20 protein-coding genes are annotated in these 21,457 nt (G+C 67.3%); 10 read left to right on the top strand and 10 right to left on the bottom strand.

The genetic code is table 11. The annotated features are described in order from the left end of the window. Positions 1-146: 146 nt before the first annotated feature. A complete protein-coding gene (locus AAHM41_RS23325; RefSeq protein WP_342238985.1) occupies positions 147-962 on the bottom strand; it encodes a universal stress protein in 816 nt (271 codons plus the stop codon). A 409-nt stretch (positions 963-1,371) separates the two neighbouring features. Between AAHM41_RS23325 and AAHM41_RS40685 the strand changes: the two genes are divergently transcribed. Continuing rightward, positions 1,372-1,683: a c-type cytochrome gene (locus tag AAHM41_RS40685; protein WP_446719477.1), complete on the top strand. Its 312-nt coding sequence runs from the start codon at positions 1,372-1,374 to the stop codon at positions 1,681-1,683. Positions 1,684-1,845: 162 nt separating this feature from the next. Here AAHM41_RS40685 and AAHM41_RS23330 read toward each other — a convergent pair whose 3' ends face one another. The 5 genes from AAHM41_RS23330 to AAHM41_RS23350 all read right to left on the bottom strand — a co-directional run bounded on the left by AAHM41_RS23330 (position 1,846) and on the right by AAHM41_RS23350 (position 5,217). Next, a complete protein-coding gene (locus AAHM41_RS23330; protein WP_342238986.1) occupies positions 1,846-2,646 on the bottom strand; it encodes a response regulator transcription factor in 801 nt (266 codons plus the stop codon). Positions 2,647-2,824: 178 nt separating this feature from the next. Then, on the bottom strand, positions 2,825-3,106 hold the full coding sequence (locus AAHM41_RS23335; protein ID WP_342238987.1) for a BON domain-containing protein: 282 nt from the start codon (positions 3,104-3,106) through the stop codon (positions 2,825-2,827). A gap of 39 nt (positions 3,107-3,145) precedes the next feature. Further along, positions 3,146-3,601 carry a universal stress protein gene (locus AAHM41_RS23340; protein WP_342238988.1) on the bottom strand — a complete coding sequence of 152 codons (456 nt, stop codon included), beginning with the start codon at positions 3,599-3,601 and terminating at the stop codon, positions 3,146-3,148. 189 nt (positions 3,602-3,790) lie between these two features. After that, on the bottom strand, positions 3,791-3,940 hold the full coding sequence (locus tag AAHM41_RS23345; RefSeq protein WP_342238989.1) for a hypothetical protein: 150 nt from the start codon (positions 3,938-3,940) through the stop codon (positions 3,791-3,793). Between the two features lie 158 nt (positions 3,941-4,098). Beyond that, a complete protein-coding gene (locus tag AAHM41_RS23350) occupies positions 4,099-5,217 on the bottom strand; it encodes an AI-2E family transporter (protein WP_342238990.1) in 1,119 nt (372 codons plus the stop codon). Positions 5,218-5,888: 671 nt separating this feature from the next. On the opposite strand from AAHM41_RS23350, the gene AAHM41_RS23355 reads away from it, so the two are divergent. Genes AAHM41_RS23355 through AAHM41_RS23365 form a run of 3 tightly spaced genes read left to right on the top strand, consistent with a single transcriptional unit; the run spans position 5,889 to position 10,855 of the window. Beyond that, the gene (locus AAHM41_RS23355; RefSeq protein ID WP_342238991.1) at positions 5,889-6,983 is read left to right on the top strand and encodes an HlyD family secretion protein; all 1,095 of its coding nucleotides are present in this window, start codon (positions 5,889-5,891) and stop codon (positions 6,981-6,983) included. Further along, positions 6,980-9,721, top strand: a complete 2,742-nt coding sequence (gene rbbA, locus AAHM41_RS23360) for a ribosome-associated ATPase/putative transporter RbbA (protein ID WP_342238992.1) — start codon at positions 6,980-6,982, stop codon at positions 9,719-9,721. The genes AAHM41_RS23355 and rbbA overlap by 4 nt, the downstream gene beginning before the upstream one ends. Before the next feature lie 6 nt (positions 9,722-9,727). After that, complete coding sequence (locus tag AAHM41_RS23365; protein ID WP_342238993.1) at positions 9,728-10,855, top strand: ABC transporter permease; 1,128 nt, start codon at positions 9,728-9,730, stop codon at positions 10,853-10,855. Positions 10,856-10,900: 45 nt separating this feature from the next. Here the strand turns inward: AAHM41_RS23365 and AAHM41_RS23370 are convergent, their stop codons facing one another. After that, positions 10,901-11,629 carry a VIT1/CCC1 transporter family protein gene (locus AAHM41_RS23370; RefSeq protein WP_342238994.1) on the bottom strand — a complete coding sequence of 243 codons (729 nt, stop codon included), beginning with the start codon at positions 11,627-11,629 and terminating at the stop codon, positions 10,901-10,903. A 3-nt stretch (positions 11,630-11,632) separates the two neighbouring features. Continuing rightward, positions 11,633-12,466 carry a universal stress protein gene (locus AAHM41_RS23375; RefSeq protein WP_342238995.1) on the bottom strand — a complete coding sequence of 278 codons (834 nt, stop codon included), beginning with the start codon at positions 12,464-12,466 and terminating at the stop codon, positions 11,633-11,635. A 253-nt stretch (positions 12,467-12,719) separates the two neighbouring features. On the opposite strand from AAHM41_RS23375, the gene AAHM41_RS23380 reads away from it, so the two are divergent. The 4 genes from AAHM41_RS23380 (at position 12,720) to AAHM41_RS23395 (ending at position 17,881) form a co-directional block, all read left to right on the top strand. Further along, a complete protein-coding gene (locus AAHM41_RS23380) occupies positions 12,720-15,266 on the top strand; it encodes a cation-translocating P-type ATPase (protein ID WP_342238996.1) in 2,547 nt (848 codons plus the stop codon). Between the two features lie 336 nt (positions 15,267-15,602). Next, complete coding sequence (locus tag AAHM41_RS23385; protein ID WP_342238997.1) at positions 15,603-15,995, top strand: Spy/CpxP family protein refolding chaperone; 393 nt, start codon at positions 15,603-15,605, stop codon at positions 15,993-15,995. Between the two features lie 29 nt (positions 15,996-16,024). Further along, complete coding sequence (locus AAHM41_RS23390) at positions 16,025-16,711, top strand: amino acid permease (protein ID WP_342238998.1); 687 nt, start codon at positions 16,025-16,027, stop codon at positions 16,709-16,711. Positions 16,712-16,726: 15 nt separating this feature from the next. Then, entirely contained in the window at positions 16,727-17,881 is a 1,155-nt protein-coding gene (locus AAHM41_RS23395) for an arginine deiminase (RefSeq protein ID WP_446719478.1), read from the top strand. Here the strand turns inward: AAHM41_RS23395 and AAHM41_RS23405 are convergent. Continuing rightward, positions 17,773-18,444, bottom strand: coding sequence for a sigma factor-like helix-turn-helix DNA-binding protein (locus AAHM41_RS23405; protein ID WP_342238999.1), 672 nt, complete (start codon positions 18,442-18,444; stop codon positions 17,773-17,775). The two genes, AAHM41_RS23395 and AAHM41_RS23405, sit on opposite strands and share 109 nt — an antisense overlap. Before the next feature lie 37 nt (positions 18,445-18,481). Next, positions 18,482-19,144, bottom strand: a complete 663-nt coding sequence (locus tag AAHM41_RS23410; protein WP_342239000.1) for a BON domain-containing protein — start codon at positions 19,142-19,144, stop codon at positions 18,482-18,484. Positions 19,145-19,304: 160 nt separating this feature from the next. Here AAHM41_RS23410 and AAHM41_RS23415 point away from each other — a divergent pair, with 160 nt between their 5' ends. Both AAHM41_RS23415 and AAHM41_RS23420 read left to right on the top strand, forming a co-directional pair. Next, positions 19,305-20,351 carry a hypothetical protein gene (locus AAHM41_RS23415; protein ID WP_342239001.1) on the top strand — a complete coding sequence of 349 codons (1,047 nt, stop codon included), beginning with the start codon at positions 19,305-19,307 and terminating at the stop codon, positions 20,349-20,351. Positions 20,352-20,367: 16 nt separating this feature from the next. After that, positions 20,368-21,360 carry a ribose-phosphate diphosphokinase gene (locus AAHM41_RS23420; RefSeq protein WP_342239002.1) on the top strand — a complete coding sequence of 331 codons (993 nt, stop codon included), beginning with the start codon at positions 20,368-20,370 and terminating at the stop codon, positions 21,358-21,360. Positions 21,361-21,457: the final 97 nt, after the last annotated feature.

Raw genomic sequence — 21,457 nt, forward strand, 5'->3', positions numbered from 1 at the left:
GAGGCGCAGGTCCTGATCCGTGGCCTGTGGACGCTGAGACATTGTTCGACCCTATCACTGCTGGATGACAAACAGGCGGCGTCGCAGATCGTTCGACGTTCGACGTTCGACTCAGGGTAACGGCGCTGTCCGACCTGGCCACGAACTCAGTGCGACATCAGGACGGGCACCGTCATGGACTTGAGCATAGCCTGCGACACGCCACCAAAGATCACTTCGTGCAGACGGATATGGCCATAACAGCCCATGACCAGGAGGTCGGAGTCGTTCTCGGCGAGGAAGTTCAGGATCTCCGACGCCGGATCCAGGACCTTCTCCCGAGCGACGACGTTCGCCGTCACCCCATGAGCCGCCAGGTGCCGGGCGATGTCGAGGCCGGGGACCCGGTCGGCCCGATGATGGTCGACCGCCAGAACGTCGACCCTCTGGGCCTTCACGAGGACCGGCATCGCATCCGAGACCGCCCGCGCCGCCTCGCGGCTCGCGTTCCACGCGACCGCCACGCGCTCGCCGATCGCGCCTCGAACTCCGATGAACGGGATGACCATGACCGGACGGCCGCTGCCCAATGCGAGTTCCGCGGGAAGTCCGAACGGCGGATAGTCATGGCTGGGATTGGTCTGGTCGACGACGATCACATCCGCGTAGCGCCCGTTGAACCCGATGCTCTCCACCATGATGCCGCGCTCGGCGCGCCATTCCGATCTGTCGGTGTAGCCGTATCGATCAACTGTCTTGTCGAAGCGGGACCTGGTGGCCGCCAGCTCTGCCGCCGCCGCATTTTCCAACGCCGCGATCACCGAAGGCGGAATGGGTTCGATGCCGCACATGCCGACATAGGCGTAGTTCTGAACGCCGAGTCCGATCAGTCGCGCGTCGTGACGGCGGGCGAACCCGATCGCGGCGGCGAGCGCCGGCGTCTCGGTGGTGCCTACATGAACGAGAACGTCTTTGTAGGGCATCGTCTCAGCCTTTCCTGGATCGCATGGCGCTGGCCTTGCATCGGGATGGTCAGCGAACGACGTCGCCGGGACATTGATCCTGATCAAGTGCGAAGCGGGCCTTCGGCGTTCTTCAGATCAGGACGATGGCATTTGCCTGTGCTGCCGGGCCTCGCACGAATACGGAAGGCTCGGATAATGCCGACCTCCACCGGCGGTTCAGATCTGAGGTTTTGAGCGTGGGAGCTGGCAGACGACATGGCGCGACCGAAGTCGGTTGAAGCGGGGGAGTGCCCGCTCCCTCAGCCGGGGTTGGACTTCGCCGAGCGAGGCAGGTTCTTGCGACCGCTCCTGGACAAGCGCAGCATGGCTTGCCGTTCATCCGAAGCGTCGTGTGCACGCCGCTGCGAACGTGAATGAGGAGGGCCGAATGCGGATTGGCGCGTTCATCGGTGCTGCGTCGGCAACGATAGCGCTTACGCCATCTCTCGCCGGAGCGGTCGGCGACGGCGCGAGAGGACGAGCCATCGTCGAGACGTGGTGCACCTCCTGCCATGCTCCCGATCGTGCCCGGACCGCGGCGGACGCGGCGCCCTCGCTTTCGGAGATCCGACACCGGCCTGATCTCACACCGGATGGCCTGCGGACGTGGCTGGCTGATCCACATCCTCCAATGCCGAATCTGAACCTCACTCCCCAGGAGATCGAGGATCTGGTCGCCTATCTCCGACGATCGGAATAACCGACTCTGTCCCTCTCGATGCCGATCGCCTGAACTGCGTCTGGGGATTTCCATAGACGACCGGTGACGCTCGCAACGACAACACGCCCCATCCCGTCGACCTGGTTCATGCCCACGACATCGTCAGAGTTTGCCAGGAACTCCGACTGGCCCCGCCCGGGATCAAAAAAGCACGGCGGCAGGGAAGCGGCTCCCGTGCAGTTTGTATGCTACTTCAGTGCGGTTTCGCGCCTGCAACTTCTTCATGATGTTGCGAACGTGCACCTTCACAGTGCTCTCGCTGAGATTCAGCTCATAGGCGATGATCTTGTTCGCCTTGCCCCTGGACAGCGCGGCGGCGATCGCTGCCTGGCGTTCGGTGAGCAGCTGCTGGACAGAACCGGCATCTGGCGATGCTTTCCCTGCCTCCCGCCGAGAAGCAAGCAGCATACTGGCTGGCACAAACACACCACCAGCCCGGACCAGAGAGATCGCTCCAATGGCGACAGGAAGGCCGACGCTGGTCGGAATATACCCGCGGGCGCCGTATTCGATAATTCTAGCAACCTGGGATGACGTCTCGATCTCTCCCACCACAATCATTGGGATCTCTGGAAAGTCGTGGCTCAAATTTTGAAGGTCTTCGGCCAGACCGGGATCGGCCGCATCAGCCGTTCCAATCACGAGAAGGATGGCTGCGGTGCCCGAGGTGCCTCGAGCGTCATTGCGCCAGGCCCTGACATCGGCATAAGCCTCGCCCCGAAACTCATCTCCTTCGGCATGGAGCGCCAGTTTCAGAACCTCTCCGGTGAGGGAACGGGGATCGATGATGGCGATCCGCTGCCGCGGAGCCGGGACCTCCGCAGAGGCAGCTGATAACGATGCCGGGCCTTCGGGGATTGTCGAGGTATCGGTCTCGTGAACCCGGCCGGGGTTTGCTCGCTCCTCCTCAGCCGCGACGATTTCAGATTCTGGAATGCTCATCGCTCTATACGCGATCATAATTTCCCCTTGCCGGTCATCGCGGTTAACGAGACCAGAGCGGCTGGATGTTCAAGTTTGTCTAAAATTCAACATAAACGGACTGAGCGCAGCCAATTTGATCTGGATCAAAGAAGCCCCGGACGAGGATCCAGGATCAGATAGGGGCAAGGCGATGACCTCATCTCCGCCGACACCCGATCTCGGCGGCCGGGACCGGTTCGGGGTCTGAGCGCTCGTCCTCGCCGGACGCCCTCATCTCGATCTCGTTCGCCAGCCCGATGACACCCCAGATGCGTCGCGCGACGCCCTCGGCCTGATAGCGCTCGAGCTGGCCTCGGACAGAGCCCGAGAGCGTCACCACGCCTCGCTGCACCGTGACCGAGATAGCGCCGGCATCGAACCGGCGATCACCTTGAAGGGCCTGTTCGACCTGATACCTGATCTCGCTGTCGGACTTCATCGCGTCTCTCCGGACATGGTCTGCGTGTCGGTTCGATGATCAGCGAACAATGACGCAGGTGCAGGGCGCGAGATGGGCCACCTTGTGGCTCACGCTTCCCAGAAGCAGGCCCTGGAGATCGCCCCGGCCGCGACTGCCGATCACGATGAGCCCGGCGCCGCGCTCCTTCGCCGTCTCGACGGTCCGGCGGGCGGGGTCCCCTTCCACCACCAGGCTCTCGACATGTGGCGCGCCGCACTCTCGTGCATAGCGGGCACCCTCCTCGGCAATCCGTGCGGCTGCGCCGTGGAGCACGTCGGCCTCGGTGACACGGATATCCTCGACGCGCTCGAGCTCCTCCAGGCCCTGGGACATGAGCTCGCTGCCATGGGCCTGCTGGACGTGCACCACCAGAAGCTCTGCGAGCTTCTCCCGGGCAAGCTCCGCAGCGAACTCGATCGCCTTCCGTGCGGCGTCCGACCCGTCGGTGGCGCATAAGATCAGATAGCGTTTCATGGTTGTCGGTCTCCGGGACACTGTCGTTGCATTCCAGAACGACCGGCCTTGAACGGCATTGACCCAAATCAAATCAACGACCGGTACCGCATCTCACTTGTCATCCGGCGGGGACCCGATCGCGGCCACGGCGATCTCCCAGCGGCGCCGATGCGCCTCGAACTCGCGGTGCAGCCTCTGGCGAAGCTCCTACGTCCCCGGCACGTCTTCCAGCAGTGCGTCGATTTCGGCCGGCTCGCGGGCCGAGACCGGCTCGGCCTCGCCCGGCACCGGCACGAACACGCGCGGGATGCCCACGGTGTGGAGCAGAACGCCCTCCTTGAACGCAATCCAGTCCAAGATGGCCCGGGTCGCCCTCGGTTGGGGCACGCGGGATTTGGCTCGGACCGCCAATGTGTCCCCCGATGTGTGTTATTGTGAGCGTTCCGCCCGCCTGAAATGCCTCGTCTCGTCCTCGGTTCGATTCTTTGTTGATATTATTCTGTATCTATTCTGTATCAGTCGTCTTGATTATCCGTTCGGCCCATGTCGCCAAGCACAGCCGCATCAGCGTGTGTCTGGGCTTCACCGACAAACCGTCGTCTCAAGAGTTCGATGAGTGTCCCCGTAACGGCGACGATTGCCGGCCCGAGCACGATCCCGTACGCGCCGAACAGGATTACACCTCCAACGGCGCAGACAAAGGTGACGACGGTGTGGAGTTTCAGCCTATTCCCCACCAAGACGGGGTAGAGGAGATTGTCGATGGTTGCGATGATCAGGCCGCCCCAGGCCGCGAGCACGAGCGCCTTCGTCCATTCGCCGTCGATCGCCAAGGCAATGGATGCCGGTACCCAGACGACGAAGGCGCCCAACATCGGCACGATGGCCAACAGCCCCATCACCACGCCCCAGAACACGGGCGTTGGCAAACCCAGCCACCAGAACATCAGTCCGCCAAGTGTGCCTTGAACCGCGGCGACGGCCACGGTTCCGAACATCGTCGCGTGGACGGTCTCCACAAACCGGCGAGCAACCTGCTCCGTTTCGGCATCGCTCAACGGGGAGAGATTCCTCAGTGCGCGCAACGCCTGTGGCCAGTCGCGCAGGAAGTAAAATAGAAAGTAGAAGGTCAGGACGAGATTTATTAGCTGATTGATCGAGCCGCGCAGCAATGACGTGCTCAGGGCAGAGAGGCGCGTGGCGAGACCGCCGACGATCCCGGCCAGATCCAGCTGGTCCTCGGCCCAGGCGACGACGGCCGCAAGTCTCGGCGAGGTGGCGACAGCCTCACGCCACTCCATATTTCGAAGCTCACCGGCCAAGTAGATCGCACCGTTGGCTGCTTCGTGGGCGAGTTGCTGGGCAACAAAGGCCGCCGGCACGACCAGCGCGATGGCCGCGGCGGTCACGGAGATCAGCGCTGCAAGGCCAGCAGGGCGAATGCGAGCTTCTACTCTGCGATGCAGAGGCAAGATTATGATGCTCAGTACCAGCGCCCAAATCAACGAGGATAGAAACGGATACGCGAGGAGGTATGACAAATACAGTCCAAGCAGTGCGGCAACCATCGCCAGCGACAACCTGATCCGCCTGCCAGGGATTCCGCTTCCACTCACCGCTTGCTGCTCCAGCATCCCTCAAGGCACCGCATCCGGCAACGGGAGCGGCGCAACGGGCGACATCGTTTGGCCCGTCGGTGAGGCCGGGACTCCGGCGGCCGCAAGGCCGTCCCGGCCGAGCAGGCAAGCATAGCGTGAATGCGAGCGGGAAATGCCGGTCCAATCGCAATTCGCTTTCCGGAGGGCACAGAGTCGAACGCGCCGAAAGCCCGAACATCGGCAAAGGGGATGAGCCGGGCCTGAGCTCCGCGTGGGCGAACGCACTGGTCCCGGTGCCGAGCGCCGCACGAGATTTGTTATGGCGTCAACCACTTCTCTCATTCTCCCTCCCGGTCAGCGCCCTTTGGCTGTTCGCCCGGCGAACCATCCGCCACTTCAGAATAATCGCCTGACGTTCCCGTGGTCAGCAGTTCAGGAGCTTGCCGCTTCTGCTTCGCATGGGACGAGCACTCGGAAACGCGGCGTTTGCCTGCGGTGACCGCGTCCCAAATGCAAGCCCGGATCCGGACCCAGACGACCGGCAACCGGCGCGCGCCGGTGAGCACATGGAGCCCGGCCGGCCGTAGGTGCTTTGATCTATCTCAAAGTATCCTTCCGACGGGTGAGTAGGCTTGCCGCGAAGCCGAGCTGGTTCATGGCGCCGGATCGGATGAACGCACTTTCCCGACCCGACGAGGGGCCGTCCGATGAACGATCTCGAGAGCGCCGAGGCCCCCGTCGAGGCCAAGGATCTGCTCCTCCCCCCGCCGCCGGCGCCCAACCTCCCGGCCGTGCGTCCCCCCGCGCAGGAGAGCCGCCGGAAGCGGCGACTTCCGGTTGTCCTCGGGATCATCGTCCTTGCCGGGGGCGTCGCCGGCGGATGGTACTGGTGGCAGCAGTCCCAGGCCGGGCTGCCGGCCGGGATCGCGTCGGGCAATGGGCGCATCGAGGCCGATGAGATCGCCATCGCCACCAAGTTCTCCGGCCGCGTCGCCGAGATCCTGGCGGACGAGGGCGACATGGTGTCGGCGGGGCAGGTGGTCGCGCGCATGGACACCCGCGATCTCGAGGCTGCAATGAGCCGCGACGAGGCCCGCCTGCGCCAAGCCCGCCAAGCGCTCGACGAGGCGCGCGCCAATGTCGAGCAGCAGCGCACCCGGGTGGAGCTCGCGCAACGGGAGCTGGACCGCACGCGGGCCCTGGTGCGGCGGGGCTTCGCGACCGAAGAGCTGTTCGACCAGCGCCGGCAGCAGTTGGACGGGGCAACGGCCGAGCTGGCCGCGGCCGAGGCGAGAGCAGGGCAGGCCGAGCACGCGCTCGACGCGGCGACGCACGATCTCGACCTCGACCGGGTCAATATCGCCGACAACACGCTGGTCGCGCCGAAGGACGGGCGCATCCAGTACCGCCTGGCGAATGTCGGCGAGGTGCTGTCCGCCGGCGGCAAGGTCTACACCATGCTCGACACCGCCTATGTCTACATGGACATCTTCCTGCCGACGGCGGATGCCGGCCGGGCGGCGCTCGGCACCGATGCCCGGATCGTCCTCGACGCCCTGCCGGATGTCCCGATCCCCGCGACGGTCGTCTTCGTCGCGACGCAAGCCCAGTTCACCCCCAAGGCCGTGGAGACGCGGGCGGAACGGGACAAGCTGATGTTCCGCGTCAGGGTCAGGATCGATCCGGTGCTGCTCCGCGCCCACGCCGAGGAGGTGCGCTCGGGGCTGCCGGGCGTGGCCTATGTGCGGCTCGACCCGGCGGCCGGATGGCCGGCGTTCCTCCAGCCCCGCGCAGGCGCATGAGCGCGCCGGCCGCGCCGGTCGTGCGTGTCGAGGAACTGGTGCACCGATATGGAGCGCGGCCCGCCCTCGACGGGATCGCGCTCGATGTGCCGGCGGGCCGGCTCGTCGGCCTGATCGGGCCCGATGGCGTCGGCAAGTCGACGCTCCTCGGCATCATCGCCGGAGCCAAGCGGATCCAGAAGGGGAGGGCCATCGTACTCGACGGCGACATCGCGGATCCCCGCCACCGGACGGCCGTCTGTCCTCGCATCGCCTATATGCCGCAGGGGCTTGGCAAGAATCTCTATCCCGATCTCAGCGTCCGCGAGAACATCGATTTCTTCGGGCGGCTGTTTGGTCAGCCGCGTGCGGAGCGGCGGTGGCGGATCGAGGGCCTGCTCGCCGACACCGGCCTTTCCGCCTTCGGCGACCGGCCGGCCAAGAAGCTCTCGGGCGGCATGCGGCAGAAGCTCGGCCTCTGCTGCGCCCTGGTGCACGATCCCGACCTCTTGGTCCTTGACGAGCCGACGACCGGCGTCGACCCGCTGTCGCGCCGGCAGTTCTGGGAGCTGATCGACCGCATGCGCACACAGCGCCACGGGATGAGCGTCATCGTCGCCACTGCCTATATGGAGGAGGCGGAGCGGTTCGACTGGCTGGTCGCGATGAATGCGGGCCGGATCCTCGCGACCGGCACGCCGGCGGCGCTCAAGGCGCAGACCGGGCGGCAGAGCCTGGAGGACAGCTTCATCGAGCTGCTGCCGGCGTCGCTTCGGGCCGGCCACAGGGCGCCGGTGATCCCAGCCCGCAAGCCGCAGGACGGCGAGACCGCCATCGTCGCGCGGAACCTGACCCGCCGCTTCGGCGACTTCGTCGCGGTCGACCGCGTCAGCTTCTCGATCGAGCGCGGCGAGATCTTCGGCTTCCTCGGCTCGAACGGCTGCGGCAAGACCACGACGATGAAGATGCTGACCGGCCTGCTGCCGGCAAGCGAAGGCCAGGCCTGGCTGTTCGGCCACGCGATCGATGCGACGGACATGAATCTCCGCAGCCGCGTCGGCTACATGTCGCAGTCCTTCTCTCTCTACACCGAGCTGACGGTCCGGCAGAACCTCGAGCTCCACGCCCGGCTGTTCCACCTGCCGCGCGACAAGGCGCGGGACCGCATCGACTGGCTGGTCCGTCGCTTCCGGCTCGCCGCCTGGCTCGACCAGCCAGCGGTCGCGCTGCCTCTCGGCATCCGGCAGCGGCTGTCGCTGGCCGTCTCGGTCGTGCACGAGCCGGAGCTGCTGATCCTCGACGAGCCGACCTCGGGCGTCGACCCGCTCGCCCGCGACGAGTTCTGGGATCTGCTCGCCGAGCTGTCCCGCCACGAGGGCGTCACGATCTTCATCTCGACGCATTTCATGAACGAAGCGGCGCGCTGCGATCGCCTGGCGCTGATGAACGCCGGGCGGGTCCTGGCGACCGGAACGCCGCCGGAGCTGGTGGCGTCGCGCCGCGCCGCCAGCCTCGAGGACGCGTTCATCAGCTATCTTGAAGAGGCTGCCGGAGAGGCTGCCCGTCCACGCATCGCTTCCGCCGCCAAGGACCGGGCCGCTGCCCAGGTGCAGGCCGGCCGTAGGCGCAGCGCCGTCAGCCCCAGGCGCCTGTTCGCCTATTCCTGGCGCGAGGTGCTGGAGTTTCGGCGAGATCCCGTCCGCCTGGGCTTCGCCCTCCTCGGCACGTTGTTCCTGATGCTGATCTTCGGGCTCGGGATCAACACGGATGTCGAGAACCTGTCCTTCGCCGTGCTGGACCGCGACCAGACTCCGGAAAGCCGCGCCTATCTGGAGCAGCTGAGAGGCTCCTCCTACTTCGTGGAGCAGGCGCCGGTTGCGACCTATGCCGGCCTCGAGCAGGGGCTGATGGGCGGTGTGTTCGCGGTCGCGCTGGAGTTTCCGCCGGGCTTCGGCCGGGATCTCCAGCGCGGGACTTCGACCGAGGTCGGCGCCTGGGTCGACGGGGCCATGCCGTTCCGCGCCGAGACCACGCGCGGCTATCTCGAAGGCATCCACCAGCGGTTCCTGGCGGATCTGGCACGCGACCGGGGCGCTTCGGCAACGGGGACGGCGCCCGCCACGGTCGAGACCCGCTACCGCTACAACCAGGATTTCAAGAGCATCTACGCCATGGTGCCGTCGACCATCGCGCTGCTCCTCGCCCTGATCCCGGCGATCCTGATGGCGCTCGCGGTGGTGCGGGAGAAGGAGCTCGGGTCGATCACCAACCTGCATGTGACCCCGGTCAGCCGCCTGGAGTTCCTGCTCGGCAAGCAACTCCCCTACATCGGCGTGGCGCTGATCAACTTCGGCTGCCTTCTGGCCATGGCGGTCGTTCTCTTCGACGTGCCGCTCAAGGGCAGCTTGTGGACGCTCATCGTCGCCGCGATCCTCTACGTCACGGCGACCACCGGCTACGGCCTCGTGATCTCCGCCTTCGCCCGCACCCAGATCGCGGCGCTCTTCGGCACGGCGATCCTCACCGTCGTGCCCGCCACGCAGTTCTCCGGGATGCTGACGCCCGTGTCCTCCCTGTCCGGAGCAGCCGGGCTGATGGGGTACGGATTCCCGATGACGTATTTCCTACAGGTCAGCGTCGGGACCTTCACCAAGTCCCTCGGCTTCGCGGAGCTGAGCGGGAGCCTGCTGGCCCTGGCGGCCTTCATCCCGGCGCTCACGCTCCTGAGCCTCCTGCTCCTGCGCAAGCAGGAAGGGTAGGGCGGTATGCGGCGCCTCGCGAATATCTACTGGCTGGGGACGAAGGAACTGCGGAGCCTCGGGCACGACCTCGTGCTGCTCGGGCTGATCGTCTACACCTTCTCCTTCGCCGTCTACAGCCAGGCACAGGGCATCTCGCAGGAGTTGCGCAACGCCTCCGTCGCGATCGCCGACGAAGACCGGTCGCCGCTCTCCCGCGGGATCGCCCAGGCGCTGCTGCCGCCCTACTTCAAGCCACCGCAGGCGGTTGCGGTCGGCGATATCGATCGGCTGATGGACCTCGCCCGGTACACCTTCGTGATCGACATTCCGCCGAACTTCCAGAAGGACGTCGTGGCGGGCCGCCGGCCCGCGATCCAGGTCAATGTCGACGCGACGGCGATGATGCAGGCCGGCATCGGCGCGGGCTACATCGAGCAGATCGCCGGTGCGGAGGTCGCGCGCTTCGTCGGCCGCGCGGATGCGACCGAGGAACCTCCGGTCGACCTCGTGGTCCGGGTGGCATTCAACCCGAATCTCGCCTCGCCCTGGTTCACCAGCATCATGGCGATCATCAACAACGTCACGATGCTGGCGATCATCCTCGCAGGCGCGGCGGTGATCCGCGAGCGCGAGCACGGCACGATGGACCATCTCCTGGTCATGCCGCTGTCACCCTTCGAGATCGCGATGGCCAAGGTCTGGGCGAACGGGATGGTGATCGCGGTCGCAGTCGCGCTTTCGCTCCTGGTCGTCGTCCGGGGGATTCTCGGCGTCCCGATCACAGGCTCGATCCCGCTCTTCATGGCAGGGGTCATGCTCTACCTCTTCTTCGCGACAGCGATCGGCATCTTTCTGGGCACCGTCGCCCGCTCGATGCCGCAGCTCGGACTCCTGTTCATGCTGGTCGCGCTGCCGATGAACATGCTGTCGGGAGGCAACACGCCGCTCGAGAGCATGCCGCCGTGGCTGCAGGTGGTGATGCAGGCCTCGCCCTCGACGCATTTCGTCAGCTTCGCCGAAGCCATCCTCTATCGCGGCGCCGGCATCGAGGTGATCTGGCCGCAATTCCTGGCCGTCGCCGTGATCGGCGGTCTTTTCCTTACCCTCGCCCTGTTCCGGTTCCGCAAGGTTGCGAGCGCGGCCGTGACATAGCGAGTTCGGCGGGGCTTGTCCGGGCTGCACTGGAACCGGCCGCCCTCAATCCGCGACGCCGAGACCGGATTTGAGCCCGAACCCGACGAGGAAAGCGATCGCCGCGGCGCCCATGCCGATGAGAAGGGTTTCGATCCCCGACCGCCACCAGGTGGTGGTCGACCAGCAGCTCTTGGCTGAGCCGATGCCGAAGAAGGCGAGCGCGGTCCCCACCGTCGAAGCGGCCAGCCCGCCGCCCAGCACATAGGGCAGCAGCGGCACGAGCCCGCAGGCGAGAAAGGCGAGGAAGGTCGTCGCGGCCGCCGCCCAGGGCGAGCGACGGGTCGAGGCGAGGCCGTATTCCTCGGCGAGCATGGTCCGGATCCAGCCGGGCTCGTTCGACGTGATGGTCGCCACGACACGCTCGAGGCCGGCGCCGGAGAAGCCCTTGGCCGCGAAGATCTGCCGGATCTCCTCACGCTCGCCATCGGGGTCGAGCGCCACATGCTTTCGCTCCACGGCGGCCAGGCGGTCGTAGTCGTCCCGCTCCGCCTTGGTGCCGCTGAAGTTGCCCGCGGCCATCGAAAAGCCGTCGGCGATCAGATTGGCGGCGCCAAGGATCAGAACGATCTGCATCGGCAGGTCCGCTCCGGCGACGCCCGCGACGACCGCGAAGGTCGTCACCGCGCCGTCGATGCCGCCATAGATCCAGTCGCGGACATAGCTGCTTCGCGGGCCGGCTGCGAGACGCCGTCGGATCTCGTCGGCGCTGTGGCCGTGCTCCAGAGGCGGCATCGGTCAGTGATAGACGAAGAGCGGTACGGAGCCCTGACGCAGCAGCGTCCCCGTGCAGGAGCCGAGCAGGGCCTCGCGCCAGCCGCGATGGCCGAAGGCGCCCATCACCAGCAGGCCGGGTTCATAGCTCTGCAGCTCCGACAGCAATACCTGGGCCGGATCCTCGTCGGACTGGATGCCGACGGCCTCGGCGCGAATGCCGTGCAGACGCAGAAAGTGAGCGCCTCGCTCTGCCATCGCCTCGGCTTTCGCCTTGTCGCGGTCGATGGCGATCACACCCGTCGCGGCGTCCGGATAGAGATCCAGGAGGGCGTGAAGCTGCAGCGCGCGCATGGCCGGCAAGCTGCCGTCATAGGCGACCAGGACGGCCGAACCGCGAGGCGGGGCAGGGGGGACCACCACGAGCGGGCGAGGCAGAGTCTTCACCAGCCGCGCGACGGGATCGCCCAGCACGGCATGGTCGCCCCCATGGAAGGTGACATCCCGGCCGATGACGATCAGGTCGTGGACGTCTGCTGCCTTGCGCAGCTCCTCATAAGGTTCGCCATGATATTCCGCCGTGCTCGACCGGACCGCGAGCGTCCGGCAGTGCTCCTCGAACTGTCGGAGGACGGTCTGGCTTTGCTGCTGTGCCTGCTTCAGCAGGGCGACGTCCTTGGCGAATTTGTAGTAGGCGCCGCCGATCGGGATCGCCTCGGGGGCGGTCAGGAAGGGAACGTCGATCACGGATACGCCGCAGATCGATGCGCCGTGGCGCTTGGCCAGATCAAGGGCGACGGATTCGGCGCGGTTCGACGCTTCGGTCGTATCGAGGCCAATCAGCAGGCTCTTGAGCATCTCACGCCTCGGGGCTGGCCCCATCTGCCGGATCCACCAGCTGCGCATCAGGGGCAGGATGATTGCTTCATTCTCATCCTGCGATGGCTGCGCTCCTTGACCTGGATCAAGTCGCAGGCCAGGGGGGCACCAATACCATCGGGCCATGAAGCTGGATTCATCCGCACACGCCCGCGCCGTCGCCTCCCCGTGCCGTCGGTCCGGCCTGTTCGCCCGATGGCGCGGTCGCCAGTCCTCGGGGCCGACAACGCGGATGGAAGAGCCGTTCCATCACCTGCCCACGGATGGGGTTCTGGCCCGGCTCTCCTCGTCCCCTGACGGATTGAGCGAGGCGGAGGCGGCGGCCCGCCTGGAGAGTTGGGGGGCGAACCGGCTTCCCGAGCCCAGAGGCAAAACGCTCCTCGGCGTCTTCCTGGACCAGTTCAAGAGCCCCTTCATCTATCTGCTGCTGGCCGCGGCCGGCGTGTCGCTCGGCCTCGGCCATGTCACCGATGCGGCCTTCATCGTGGTGGTGCTGCTGACCAATGCCGGCATCGGCACCTACCAGGAATGGCGAGCGGAAGGTCGGGCCCGGGCCCTGAAGGCGCTGGTGAAGGGAAGCGCCGCCGTCTGGCGCGGCGGCCGACTCGTCCGCTTGCCGGCGGAAGAGCTCGTCCCGGGCGACGTCGTCCAGGTCGAGAGCGGGGAGCGGATCGCCGCGGATCTGCGCCTGACCGACGCCCATGGGCTGACCGCCGACGAAAGCCTGCTGACCGGCGAATCTGTCGCAGTCAGGAAGCTGCCGGACGCTGATATTCCCGCCGACGCTCCGCTCGGCGACCGCGCGACGATGCTGCATGCCGGCACCACCGTGCAGACGGGCCGAGGGCTCGGAGTCGTCGTCGCCACGGCGCGGCGAACCGTGATCGGACAGCTGGCCGCGGCCCTGGAGACACCCCAGCCCGCGCCGCCCCTGGTCCGGCGCATGGACCGGTTCACCCGTCACGTCGCCGTGGCGATCCTCGGGGTGATCGCCCTCATCGCTGTGCTGGAGGCCGTCCGGGGCGCTGCAGCCGCAGATATCTTCCTCCTTGCCGTCGCCCTTGCCGTCTCGGCGATACCGGAAGGGCTGCCGGTCGCGATGACGGTTGCTCTCTCGATCGCCATGCACCGCATGGGCCAGCGCCACGTCGTCGTCCGCCATCTCCCGGCCGTCGAAGGTCTCGGCGCCTGCACGCTGATCGCGACCGACAAGACCGGCACGCTCACCCTCAACCGACTGACCGTGGAGCGGCTCTGGCTCCCCGGTGCCGGCGAGCTCTCACCAGCCGACCCCGCCGCCCGTGGCCTGCTTCAGGCCGGGGCGCGGGCCAGCGAGGCATCCGCCGAGGGCAACGACGGCCCTCACGGCGACGCCGTCGACCTGGCCTTCCTGGCTGCGGCTGCACTTTCAGGCGGGGCCTCCGATGAGACGGGATCGGCGCGATTGCTCGGCCGCATTCCGTACGAGCCGGAGAACCGTTTCGCAGCGGCCTTTCACGACATCGAGGGCACGAGGGTCGCTTCCGTGAAGGGGGCGCCGGAAACGATCGCCCGCTTCTGCGGCGGGATCGACGAGGAGGTGCAGGCGGCCCTGGCGCGGTTGTCCGCGGCCGGATACCGCGTCATCGCGGTCGCCGCCGGACCGGTGGCATCACCGGTCGAGGGCGACCTCCGGGGCCTTCGGCTGCTCGGCCTGGCGGGCTTGATCGATCCTCTTCGCCCGGAAGCGCGTGGCGCGGTTCTCGCCGCACAGCAGGCGGGCGTCCGCGTCGTGATGGTCACCGGCGACCACCCGCTGACCGCCCTGGCCATCGCCCGGCAGCTCGGCCTGGCGGCGGCACAGCGCGACGTGATCGCCGGCCCTGAGCTGGCCGGACTGGAAGGAAAGGCCTTCGATGCGGCGGTGGGCCAGGCCCGCGTCTTCGCCAGGACGGAGCCGCTGCAGAAGCTGGCCATCGTCGAGAGCCTCCGCCGCCAGGGGCAGGTGGTCGCCGTGACGGGCGACGGCATCAACGATGCCGCCGCGCTGCACGCCGCCGATATCGGCGTCGCCATGGGCCGGGGCGGCACGGATGTCGCCCGGGACGCAGCCGACCTGATCCTCACCGACGATAATTTCGCGTCGATCGTCGCCGGCATTGATGAGGGGCGCGTCGCCTACGACAATCTCCGCAAGGTGATCCTCCTGACCATCTCGACCGGGGCGGCGGAGATCCTGCTGATGCTGCTGGCGACGCTCACCGGCCTGCCGCCGCCGCTGACTGCGGTCCAACTCCTCTGGTTGAACCTCGTCACCAACGGCATCCAGGACGTGGCCCTCGCCTTCGAGCGGGGAGAACCCGGCGTGCTGCAGCGCCCGGCCCGCCGGGCGCATGCACCGGTCTTCGACCGCCGCATGATCGAACAGGTCGCGTTGAGCGGCGTGACGATCGGGTTGATCGGCTACGTCTTCTACGGCTTCGCCCTCTCTCACGGCTTGAGCCATGGCGCCGCGCAGGGGGCCGTCCTCTGGCTTCTGGTGTGGTGCGAGAACGCGCATTGCTTCAACTGCCGGTCGGAGACACGCTCCGCCTTTCGCATTCCGATCGGGAACAATCCGCTGCTGGTCGGCGGCGTGATCGCCACTCAGGGCCTGCAGGTCGCAGCACTGGCTGTCCCGCCGCTTCGGGATCTGCTGTCCTTGGGGACGCTGTCGCCTGTAGAGGGCCTCAGCCTCTTCGGGGTGGGCATCAGCGTCCTGCTCGTCATGGAGATCTACAAGCGCTTCCGGCGCGCCTGACGCAGCGTCGGCGCCGGCGTCGATGCGCCCGATCCGAGCCCATGAGAGCTGAAGGATGCGAGCCGGGGTTCCATGTCCGCTGTTGTCCATCAGCAATGTTTGACCTGGGTCAAGGAGCACGGGCGGCCTCTGGAATGAGGATGACGTGCACGTCGGATCCGGCGGTGCGTCAGAGACAGGAGGTATTTCATGTTCGGGACGGAACGCTCGCCAATCGCCAGCTTGGCCGCCTGGGCGACGGTCGTCACTCTGTTCGGTGTGCCGGCCATGGCCCAGCAAGCCGGCCCTCCCAGTCCTGGAGCTCCGCCGATGATGGAGCGAGGACCGGGAGGCGGCATGGGCGGCGCCGCGATGGGACGCCACGAGATGATGTGCGGTCCACGCCTCGCCGGGATGGTCGCGGAACATCTTGCCGGGATCGAGGACGCTGTCGATCCGACCGAGGCGCAGCGCTCGTCCTTCGAAGCACTGAAGGCCGCAGCCGAGCGGGCGCGGCTGGTGATGCGCGCGGCGTGCTCGACCCCATCGGGCGCCACCCTGCCGGAGCGCCTGGACGCCATGCAGGGCCGGCTCGAAGCGATGCTGCAGGCGATGGCGGTCGTGCGGCCGGCCTTCGATGCGTTCTACGGCACGCTGGATGACGATCAGAAGAGCCGGCTCGATGCCGGCGGGCGCTGGATGCGCGGGCCCGCAGGCTGGCCCTGGCGGCATGGCGATCGGGACGACTGAGTTCCCTTCCTGATGCGCTCTACGCGCTGGTGTCGCTGCTTTCGCTCGGCGTCCTGACCCAGCCCGAGCTCGCGGCGCTGAAGAACCCGTCCTTGGCGAGAGTTCTGGAGGCGGTGGTCGGTCCCTGGGGTGCGGTCCTCATCAACATCGCCCTCGTGGTATCCGTCCTCGGTGCTTTCCTGAGCTGGACCTTGCTCGCGGCCGAGATCCCGCACGCCGCCGCGCGCGACGGCGCGATGCCGGGCTTCTTCGCCCAGGAGAGCGAGCGGGGCGTGCCTGCGAACTCGCTCTTCGTCACCAATGCCCTGTTGCAGGTCTTCCTGGTCATCACGCTCTTCGCGCAGAGCACGTATCAGGCCCTGTTCTCGATCGCCTCGGCGGCCATCCTGGTGCCCTACATCTTCTCCGGGGCCTATGCGGCGAAGCTGGCGCTGACCGGGGAAGGCTATGGGAAGGGGGAGGCGCGTACCGGTGCCCTCCTGATCGGGCTTCTCGCGACGCTCTACGGGCTCTGGCTCATCAATGCGGCGGGCCCGGCCTACCTGTTCATGTGCGCCGTGCTCTATGCCCTCGGACTGCCCGTCCATCTCTGGGCTCGGCACGAAGCCGCCCGGCCGCTGTTCCATCCGGCCGAGGCCGGCCTGGCCGCCGCCCTACTCGCCGTCGGACTCATCACCGCCTACGAAATGTGGACCGGCGCCGTCAACCCGCTCTGAACGGATCAAGCGATCATGATCACTCTCGGCGTCCACTCCGAGGTCGGCCGGCTGCGCGAAGTCCTGGTCCACCGCCCGGACCTCAGCTTGCGCCGGCTGACCCCGGACAACTGCCATGCCCCCTTGTTCGACGACGTGCTGTGGGTCAAGAAGGCCCGCCAGGAGCACGACGTCTTCGTCGACGCGCTCCGCGAGCGCGGCGTGACGGTGCGGGATCTCGGCGACCTCTTGGCGGAGACGATGGCTCTTCCGGAGGTCCGGCGCTGGCTGCTCGACCGCCGGGTGGATCCCGCGGTGGTCGGCTGCGATCCCGTCGACGAGCTGCGCGGCTGGTTGGACGAGCTGCCGGCGGCGGATCTAGCGACCCGCCTCGTCGGCGGCATTGCCCGCGCCGAGCTGCCCTTCGCGCCCGCCGGTCTGAGCGCGCGGGCGCTGGCGCCCGAAGACTTCGTCCTGCCGCCCTTGCCCAACCAGCTCTTCACCCGCGACAGCTCCTGTTGGATCTATGGCGGCGTCACCGTGAATTCGATGTATTGGCCGGCCCGCCAGCCGGAGGCGGCCAATGTCGAGGCGATCTACCGCTTCCATTCGCGGTTCCGCGACGCCGGCTTCGCCATCCTCTCGGAAGGCGGCGGCGCCTCGCTGGAAGGCGGCGACGTGATGCCGATCGGCGGTGGCGTCATCCTGATCGGCATGGGTGAGCGGACGACACCGCAGGCGGTGAGCGCCCTGGCGCGCCGGCTGTTCGCCACCGGCACGTCGGAGCGGGTGATCGCCACGCTGATGCCGCGCGACCGCAGCTTCATGCATCTCGACATGGTCTTCACCTTCTGCGACCGGGATCTGGTCACGATCTATCCGCTGGTGGTGGACCGGCTGCGGTCGAAACGGACCTCACCGAGGACGATCGGGGTGCCGGTGAAGAGCGGGCTTCGGCAGCGGCCGCACCGGCCGTGCTCGCTCCGACGATCCGTCGGCAGCCTGTTGAGGCTATCGCCGTGCGGACAGCAAGCGACGATCATCCCGCCAATCGACGTCATCGGGCTGCGCCGTCCACGGACTCAAGGGACGACGTCACGGCGCGATGCCGCATCGGGCCCGATATTCCGGCCGGAATGCACTGGGACGCCGGCTGCCGGCCCCGCTGGCCATCCGAAGGCCGCCGGATAGTTCGTGGCGTCCGGCGTCAGCGGGCCTGTCGTCTCCATGGGCGCTACCGTCGCAGCGAAGGGCCAGCCGATGCTATGGTCGGAAGGCCGATACGGCGCAGCCTGACGGGTGCCCTCGCCCATGGGGAGGGCCGCAGGGGCCTTAGCAGTCGGACCGGCGCCGTCCTGCCGCGCGACAGCCGCACGGCCGCGGTCGAAAAGCTCAACCGCTTCGTCGCGGCTCAAGCCGAGAGACCGCGCGGTCTCGGCGAGCGAGAAGCCCTCCAGCAGGGTCAGGAGCAGGACCTGTCGCTCGGCCGCGGGCAGCATGGCGATGCCGTGGCGAACGGTCTGGCCAGGGTCGGTCTCTCCACCCTCGCCGGCCACCGCTTCGGCGGCGGCCCAGAACTCGTTCAGGAGGGACAGCATTCTCGGATGGGGATCGATGCCGAACCGTTCGGGATCGGCGGCGGCGATGTCGAGGCAGGCCTGGACGAGGGCGTCGCCGCGGGCGACAGAGCCGGTGAGATTGTGGGCATAGCGCCGCAGCCGCGGCACCAATGATGCAAAGGGCTCAGGGATCACGGGGCGTTTTCCTTCCACCGTAGCGACGTGGCGGCCGTCAGGGCTGGATCTCGACCCGGTTCTCGACATTGATCACGCCGGGTACCGACCAGGCTGCGATTTCGGCGGCGTCACGCTCGAATGCGGCGCGAACCTTGCCATAGAGGGAAATCTTGCCGTCCGAGGCGGCCACCACGATGTGCGAGGCGTCGAGATCTGTGCTCCGCTTCAGCGCCGCTTCGATCTCGCGGCGGACTTCTGGAACCGACGCCATCCGGTGCGCCGGATTGACCCGGATCGCGTTGATGACCGCGACCACTCCCTTCAGCACCTCGACCGCGTGCCCGGCCTCGCGCTTGTGGCACTGCCAGTCGAGATCGCCGGTCAGCCGGACCACGCCGTGCTCGACCGTGACATGGATCCGGTGGGTGGGGAGGGTGCTGTGCCACTCGAGGGCGGCGACGGCGCGTTTGCCGATTTCCTCATCGGAGACCTTCTCGTCGCCCGACAGGCGAACGGTGATGTCCTGGACCACGGCCTTGACGCCCTCGATCCTGAGGGCCGCCTCGGCGGCGGCGAGTTTCTGGGCGTAGTTGGAGACATGGCCCGAGAGGGTGACGACGCCGTCCGTGACCGCGACGCCGATCTCCGCCGCATCGATGCTCGGCTCGTAGTCGAGCTCTTCGAGGACCAGGCGCTGCAGGCTCTTGTCCGTATCCATGGCCGACCTCCGCAAATGGGATGGCGGCACGCTAGGCCGTGAAGTCAGGACGGGCTTTGACCTGGATCAAACCGGGCCGGGGCGGAGATCGATACTGTGCCGTCAGGTCTCGTCGGCGGCCCTCTTCCGCCGAAGCCGGCAGCCGCGGGAGCATGAAACGATGGCTTCAGCCGAGGACACGGAAGACGTCCTCCTGCTCGAGAAGGTCGCGGCGCTGGGCGATCCGGCTGCTTACCCCGAGCCCACGGCGACCGTTACGGCGGTCGAGACCCACTTCTCCTGGGTCTTCCTCACGGACGGGTTCGCCTACAAGCTCAAGAAGCCGCTCAGGACGGGAGAGATGGACCTCACCAGCCTGGCCGGTCGGTCCAGGAACTGCGAGCGCGAGGTCTATCTCAATCGCCGGCTGGCACCGGACGTCTATCTCGGCATCGTCGACCTGATGGCGGGCGAGGATGGGCGGCTCCGGCTGTCCGGCTCGGGAAAAGTGGTCGACAGGCTCGTCCGGATGCGTCGGCTTCCGGAGGACGACTGCCTCGAGATCCGCCTGGAGCGGGGTCGGGTCTCGCCTGCGGACGTGGCGCGGATCGCCCGTGGCCTCGCCGAGTTCTTGACGTCCCAGCCCGCTCTGGGGCCGGTGTCGCCGGTCCGTCTTCGCCAGGAAATCAACACCTCCCTTCGGGATCTTGCGGTCGCCTGCGACGGATGCTTCGAGCAGGCCGCCCGCAGAGTGACGGCGCGTCTTCTCGCCTATCTGGAATATCACTCCGACGTCCCGGGGCATCATCGCCTCGTCGACGGTCATGGCGACCTCCGACCCGAGCATGTGTTTCTCGGGCCTCCGCTGCGGATTATCGATTGCCTGGAATTCTCGGACACCCTGCGGCGGAGGGATCCGGTCGACGAGCTGGCCGCGCTCGGGATGGAATGCGAGCGGCTCGGGGCGGCCTGGATCGGCCCGGTGCTCCTCGAGACCTACGGCCAGGTGGCAGGCGCTCCGCCGTCTCCGGATCTCTGTGCCTTCTACCGGGGTCTCAGGGCGCTGGTGCGGGCGCGAATCGCGGTCCGCCACCTGACGGAAACCCCGAACCGCACCCCCGAACGATGGTCGCGACAGGCCGCCGAGTATCTTCGCCTGGCCGATCGAGCGGCAGCGGAACTGAGTGCGCCATCGATCGGCCGGCCGAGCCCGACTGCGGCGCTCTGATCCAAGGGAGGTTGACATGCCCGCTGGAGAAACTCCGGTCCTGTTCGCGCTCTCGGAAACCCGTGCCTATGGCGAGCGCGTCGCGCATCGCCTCGGGGTCCCGCTCACGCCGCACGAGGAGCGCGGCTTCGAGGACGGCGAGCACAAGACGCGACCGCTGGCCGACATTCATGGCCGCGAGGTCTTCGTCATCCAGTCTCTTCATGGCGACGCCGGGCAGAGCGTCAACGACAAGCTGTGCCGGCTCCTCTTCTTCGTCGGCGCGGTCCAGGATGCCGGGGCTGCGCGCGTGACGGTCGTCGCTCCCTATCTCTGCTACGCCCGCAAGGACCGCAAGACCCAGGCCCAGGACCCGACCACGACGCGCTATGTGGCCCAGATGCTGGAGGCCTGCGGGGCCGATGCCGTGGTCACGCTCGATGTGCACAACGTCGCGGCGTTCCAGAACGCGTTCCGTCGCCCGACCATGCATCTCGAAGCCTGGCCGCTCTTCGTCGACCATTTTATGCCGCTGCTGGATGATGCCCCGGTCGTGGTCGTATCGCCGGATATCGGCGGAACCAAGCGCGCCGAGCAGTTCCGCCGAGGCCTCGCACGGGCGCTGGGCCGAGAGCCGGGCTTCGCCGTCCAGGAAAAGCATCGGGGCGGCGGTGTGGTCGCGGGCGATCTTTTTCTCGGCGACGTCGCGGGGCGCACGGCGATCGTGATCGACGACCTCGTGAGCACCGGCGGAACGCTTCGCCGGGCCGCGGAGCACTGTCGGGCGGGCGGCGCTTCGGTGCTCTTCGCCGCGGCAACGCACGGTCTTCTGATCGGCGACGCAGCGGTGGCACTGCTCTTGGATCCGGCCTTCGACCGCATCGTGGTGACCGATACGGTCGAGCCGCAATGCGCGCGCCCTGCGGCAGGATCGAAGCTCAAACGCATCGACACCAGCGGCCTTGTCGCCGATGCGATCCGGACAATTCTGGGAGGCCGGCCCGCATCCGGTTCCGCTTCGGCCGTCTGAGACCTGCGGCTGCGGTGTCGGGCCGTCCCGCCGAGAACGCATCGGCTTGACCTGGATCAAAGTGGCGAGTGTCGGCCCCCGATATCGTCGGCGACGC

The sequence above is a fragment of the Inquilinus sp. OTU3971 genome (assembly GCF_038440215.1).

Excerpts from the sequence above, each read along its gene's own strand:
- AAHM41_RS23325 (WP_342238985.1), bottom strand. The coding sequence starts at position 962 with ATGCCCTACAAAGACGTTCTCGTTCATGTAGGCACCACCGAGACGCCG.
- AAHM41_RS40685 (WP_446719477.1), top strand. The coding sequence starts at position 1,372 with ATGCGGATTGGCGCGTTCATCGGTGCTGCGTCGGCAACGATAGCGCTT.
- AAHM41_RS23330 (WP_342238986.1), bottom strand. The coding sequence starts at position 2,646 with ATGAGCATTCCAGAATCTGAAATCGTCGCGGCTGAGGAGGAGCGAGCA.
- AAHM41_RS23335 (WP_342238987.1), bottom strand. The coding sequence starts at position 3,106 with ATGAAGTCCGACAGCGAGATCAGGTATCAGGTCGAACAGGCCCTTCAA.
- AAHM41_RS23340 (WP_342238988.1), bottom strand. The coding sequence starts at position 3,601 with ATGAAACGCTATCTGATCTTATGCGCCACCGACGGGTCGGACGCCGCA.
- AAHM41_RS23350 (WP_342238990.1), bottom strand. The coding sequence starts at position 5,217 with ATGCTGGAGCAGCAAGCGGTGAGTGGAAGCGGAATCCCTGGCAGGCGG.
- AAHM41_RS23355 (WP_342238991.1), top strand. The coding sequence starts at position 5,889 with ATGAACGATCTCGAGAGCGCCGAGGCCCCCGTCGAGGCCAAGGATCTG.
- rbbA (WP_342238992.1), top strand. The coding sequence starts at position 6,980 with ATGAGCGCGCCGGCCGCGCCGGTCGTGCGTGTCGAGGAACTGGTGCAC.
- AAHM41_RS23365 (WP_342238993.1), top strand. The coding sequence starts at position 9,728 with ATGCGGCGCCTCGCGAATATCTACTGGCTGGGGACGAAGGAACTGCGG.
- AAHM41_RS23370 (WP_342238994.1), bottom strand. The coding sequence starts at position 11,629 with ATGCCGCCTCTGGAGCACGGCCACAGCGCCGACGAGATCCGACGGCGT.
- AAHM41_RS23375 (WP_342238995.1), bottom strand. The coding sequence starts at position 12,466 with ATGCTCAAGAGCCTGCTGATTGGCCTCGATACGACCGAAGCGTCGAAC.
- AAHM41_RS23380 (WP_342238996.1), top strand. The coding sequence starts at position 12,720 with ATGGAAGAGCCGTTCCATCACCTGCCCACGGATGGGGTTCTGGCCCGG.
- AAHM41_RS23385 (WP_342238997.1), top strand. The coding sequence starts at position 15,603 with ATGGGCGGCGCCGCGATGGGACGCCACGAGATGATGTGCGGTCCACGC.
- AAHM41_RS23395 (WP_446719478.1), top strand. The coding sequence starts at position 16,727 with ATGATCACTCTCGGCGTCCACTCCGAGGTCGGCCGGCTGCGCGAAGTC.
- AAHM41_RS23410 (WP_342239000.1), bottom strand. The coding sequence starts at position 19,144 with ATGGATACGGACAAGAGCCTGCAGCGCCTGGTCCTCGAAGAGCTCGAC.
- AAHM41_RS23415 (WP_342239001.1), top strand. The coding sequence starts at position 19,305 with ATGGCTTCAGCCGAGGACACGGAAGACGTCCTCCTGCTCGAGAAGGTC.
- AAHM41_RS23420 (WP_342239002.1), top strand. The coding sequence starts at position 20,368 with ATGCCCGCTGGAGAAACTCCGGTCCTGTTCGCGCTCTCGGAAACCCGT.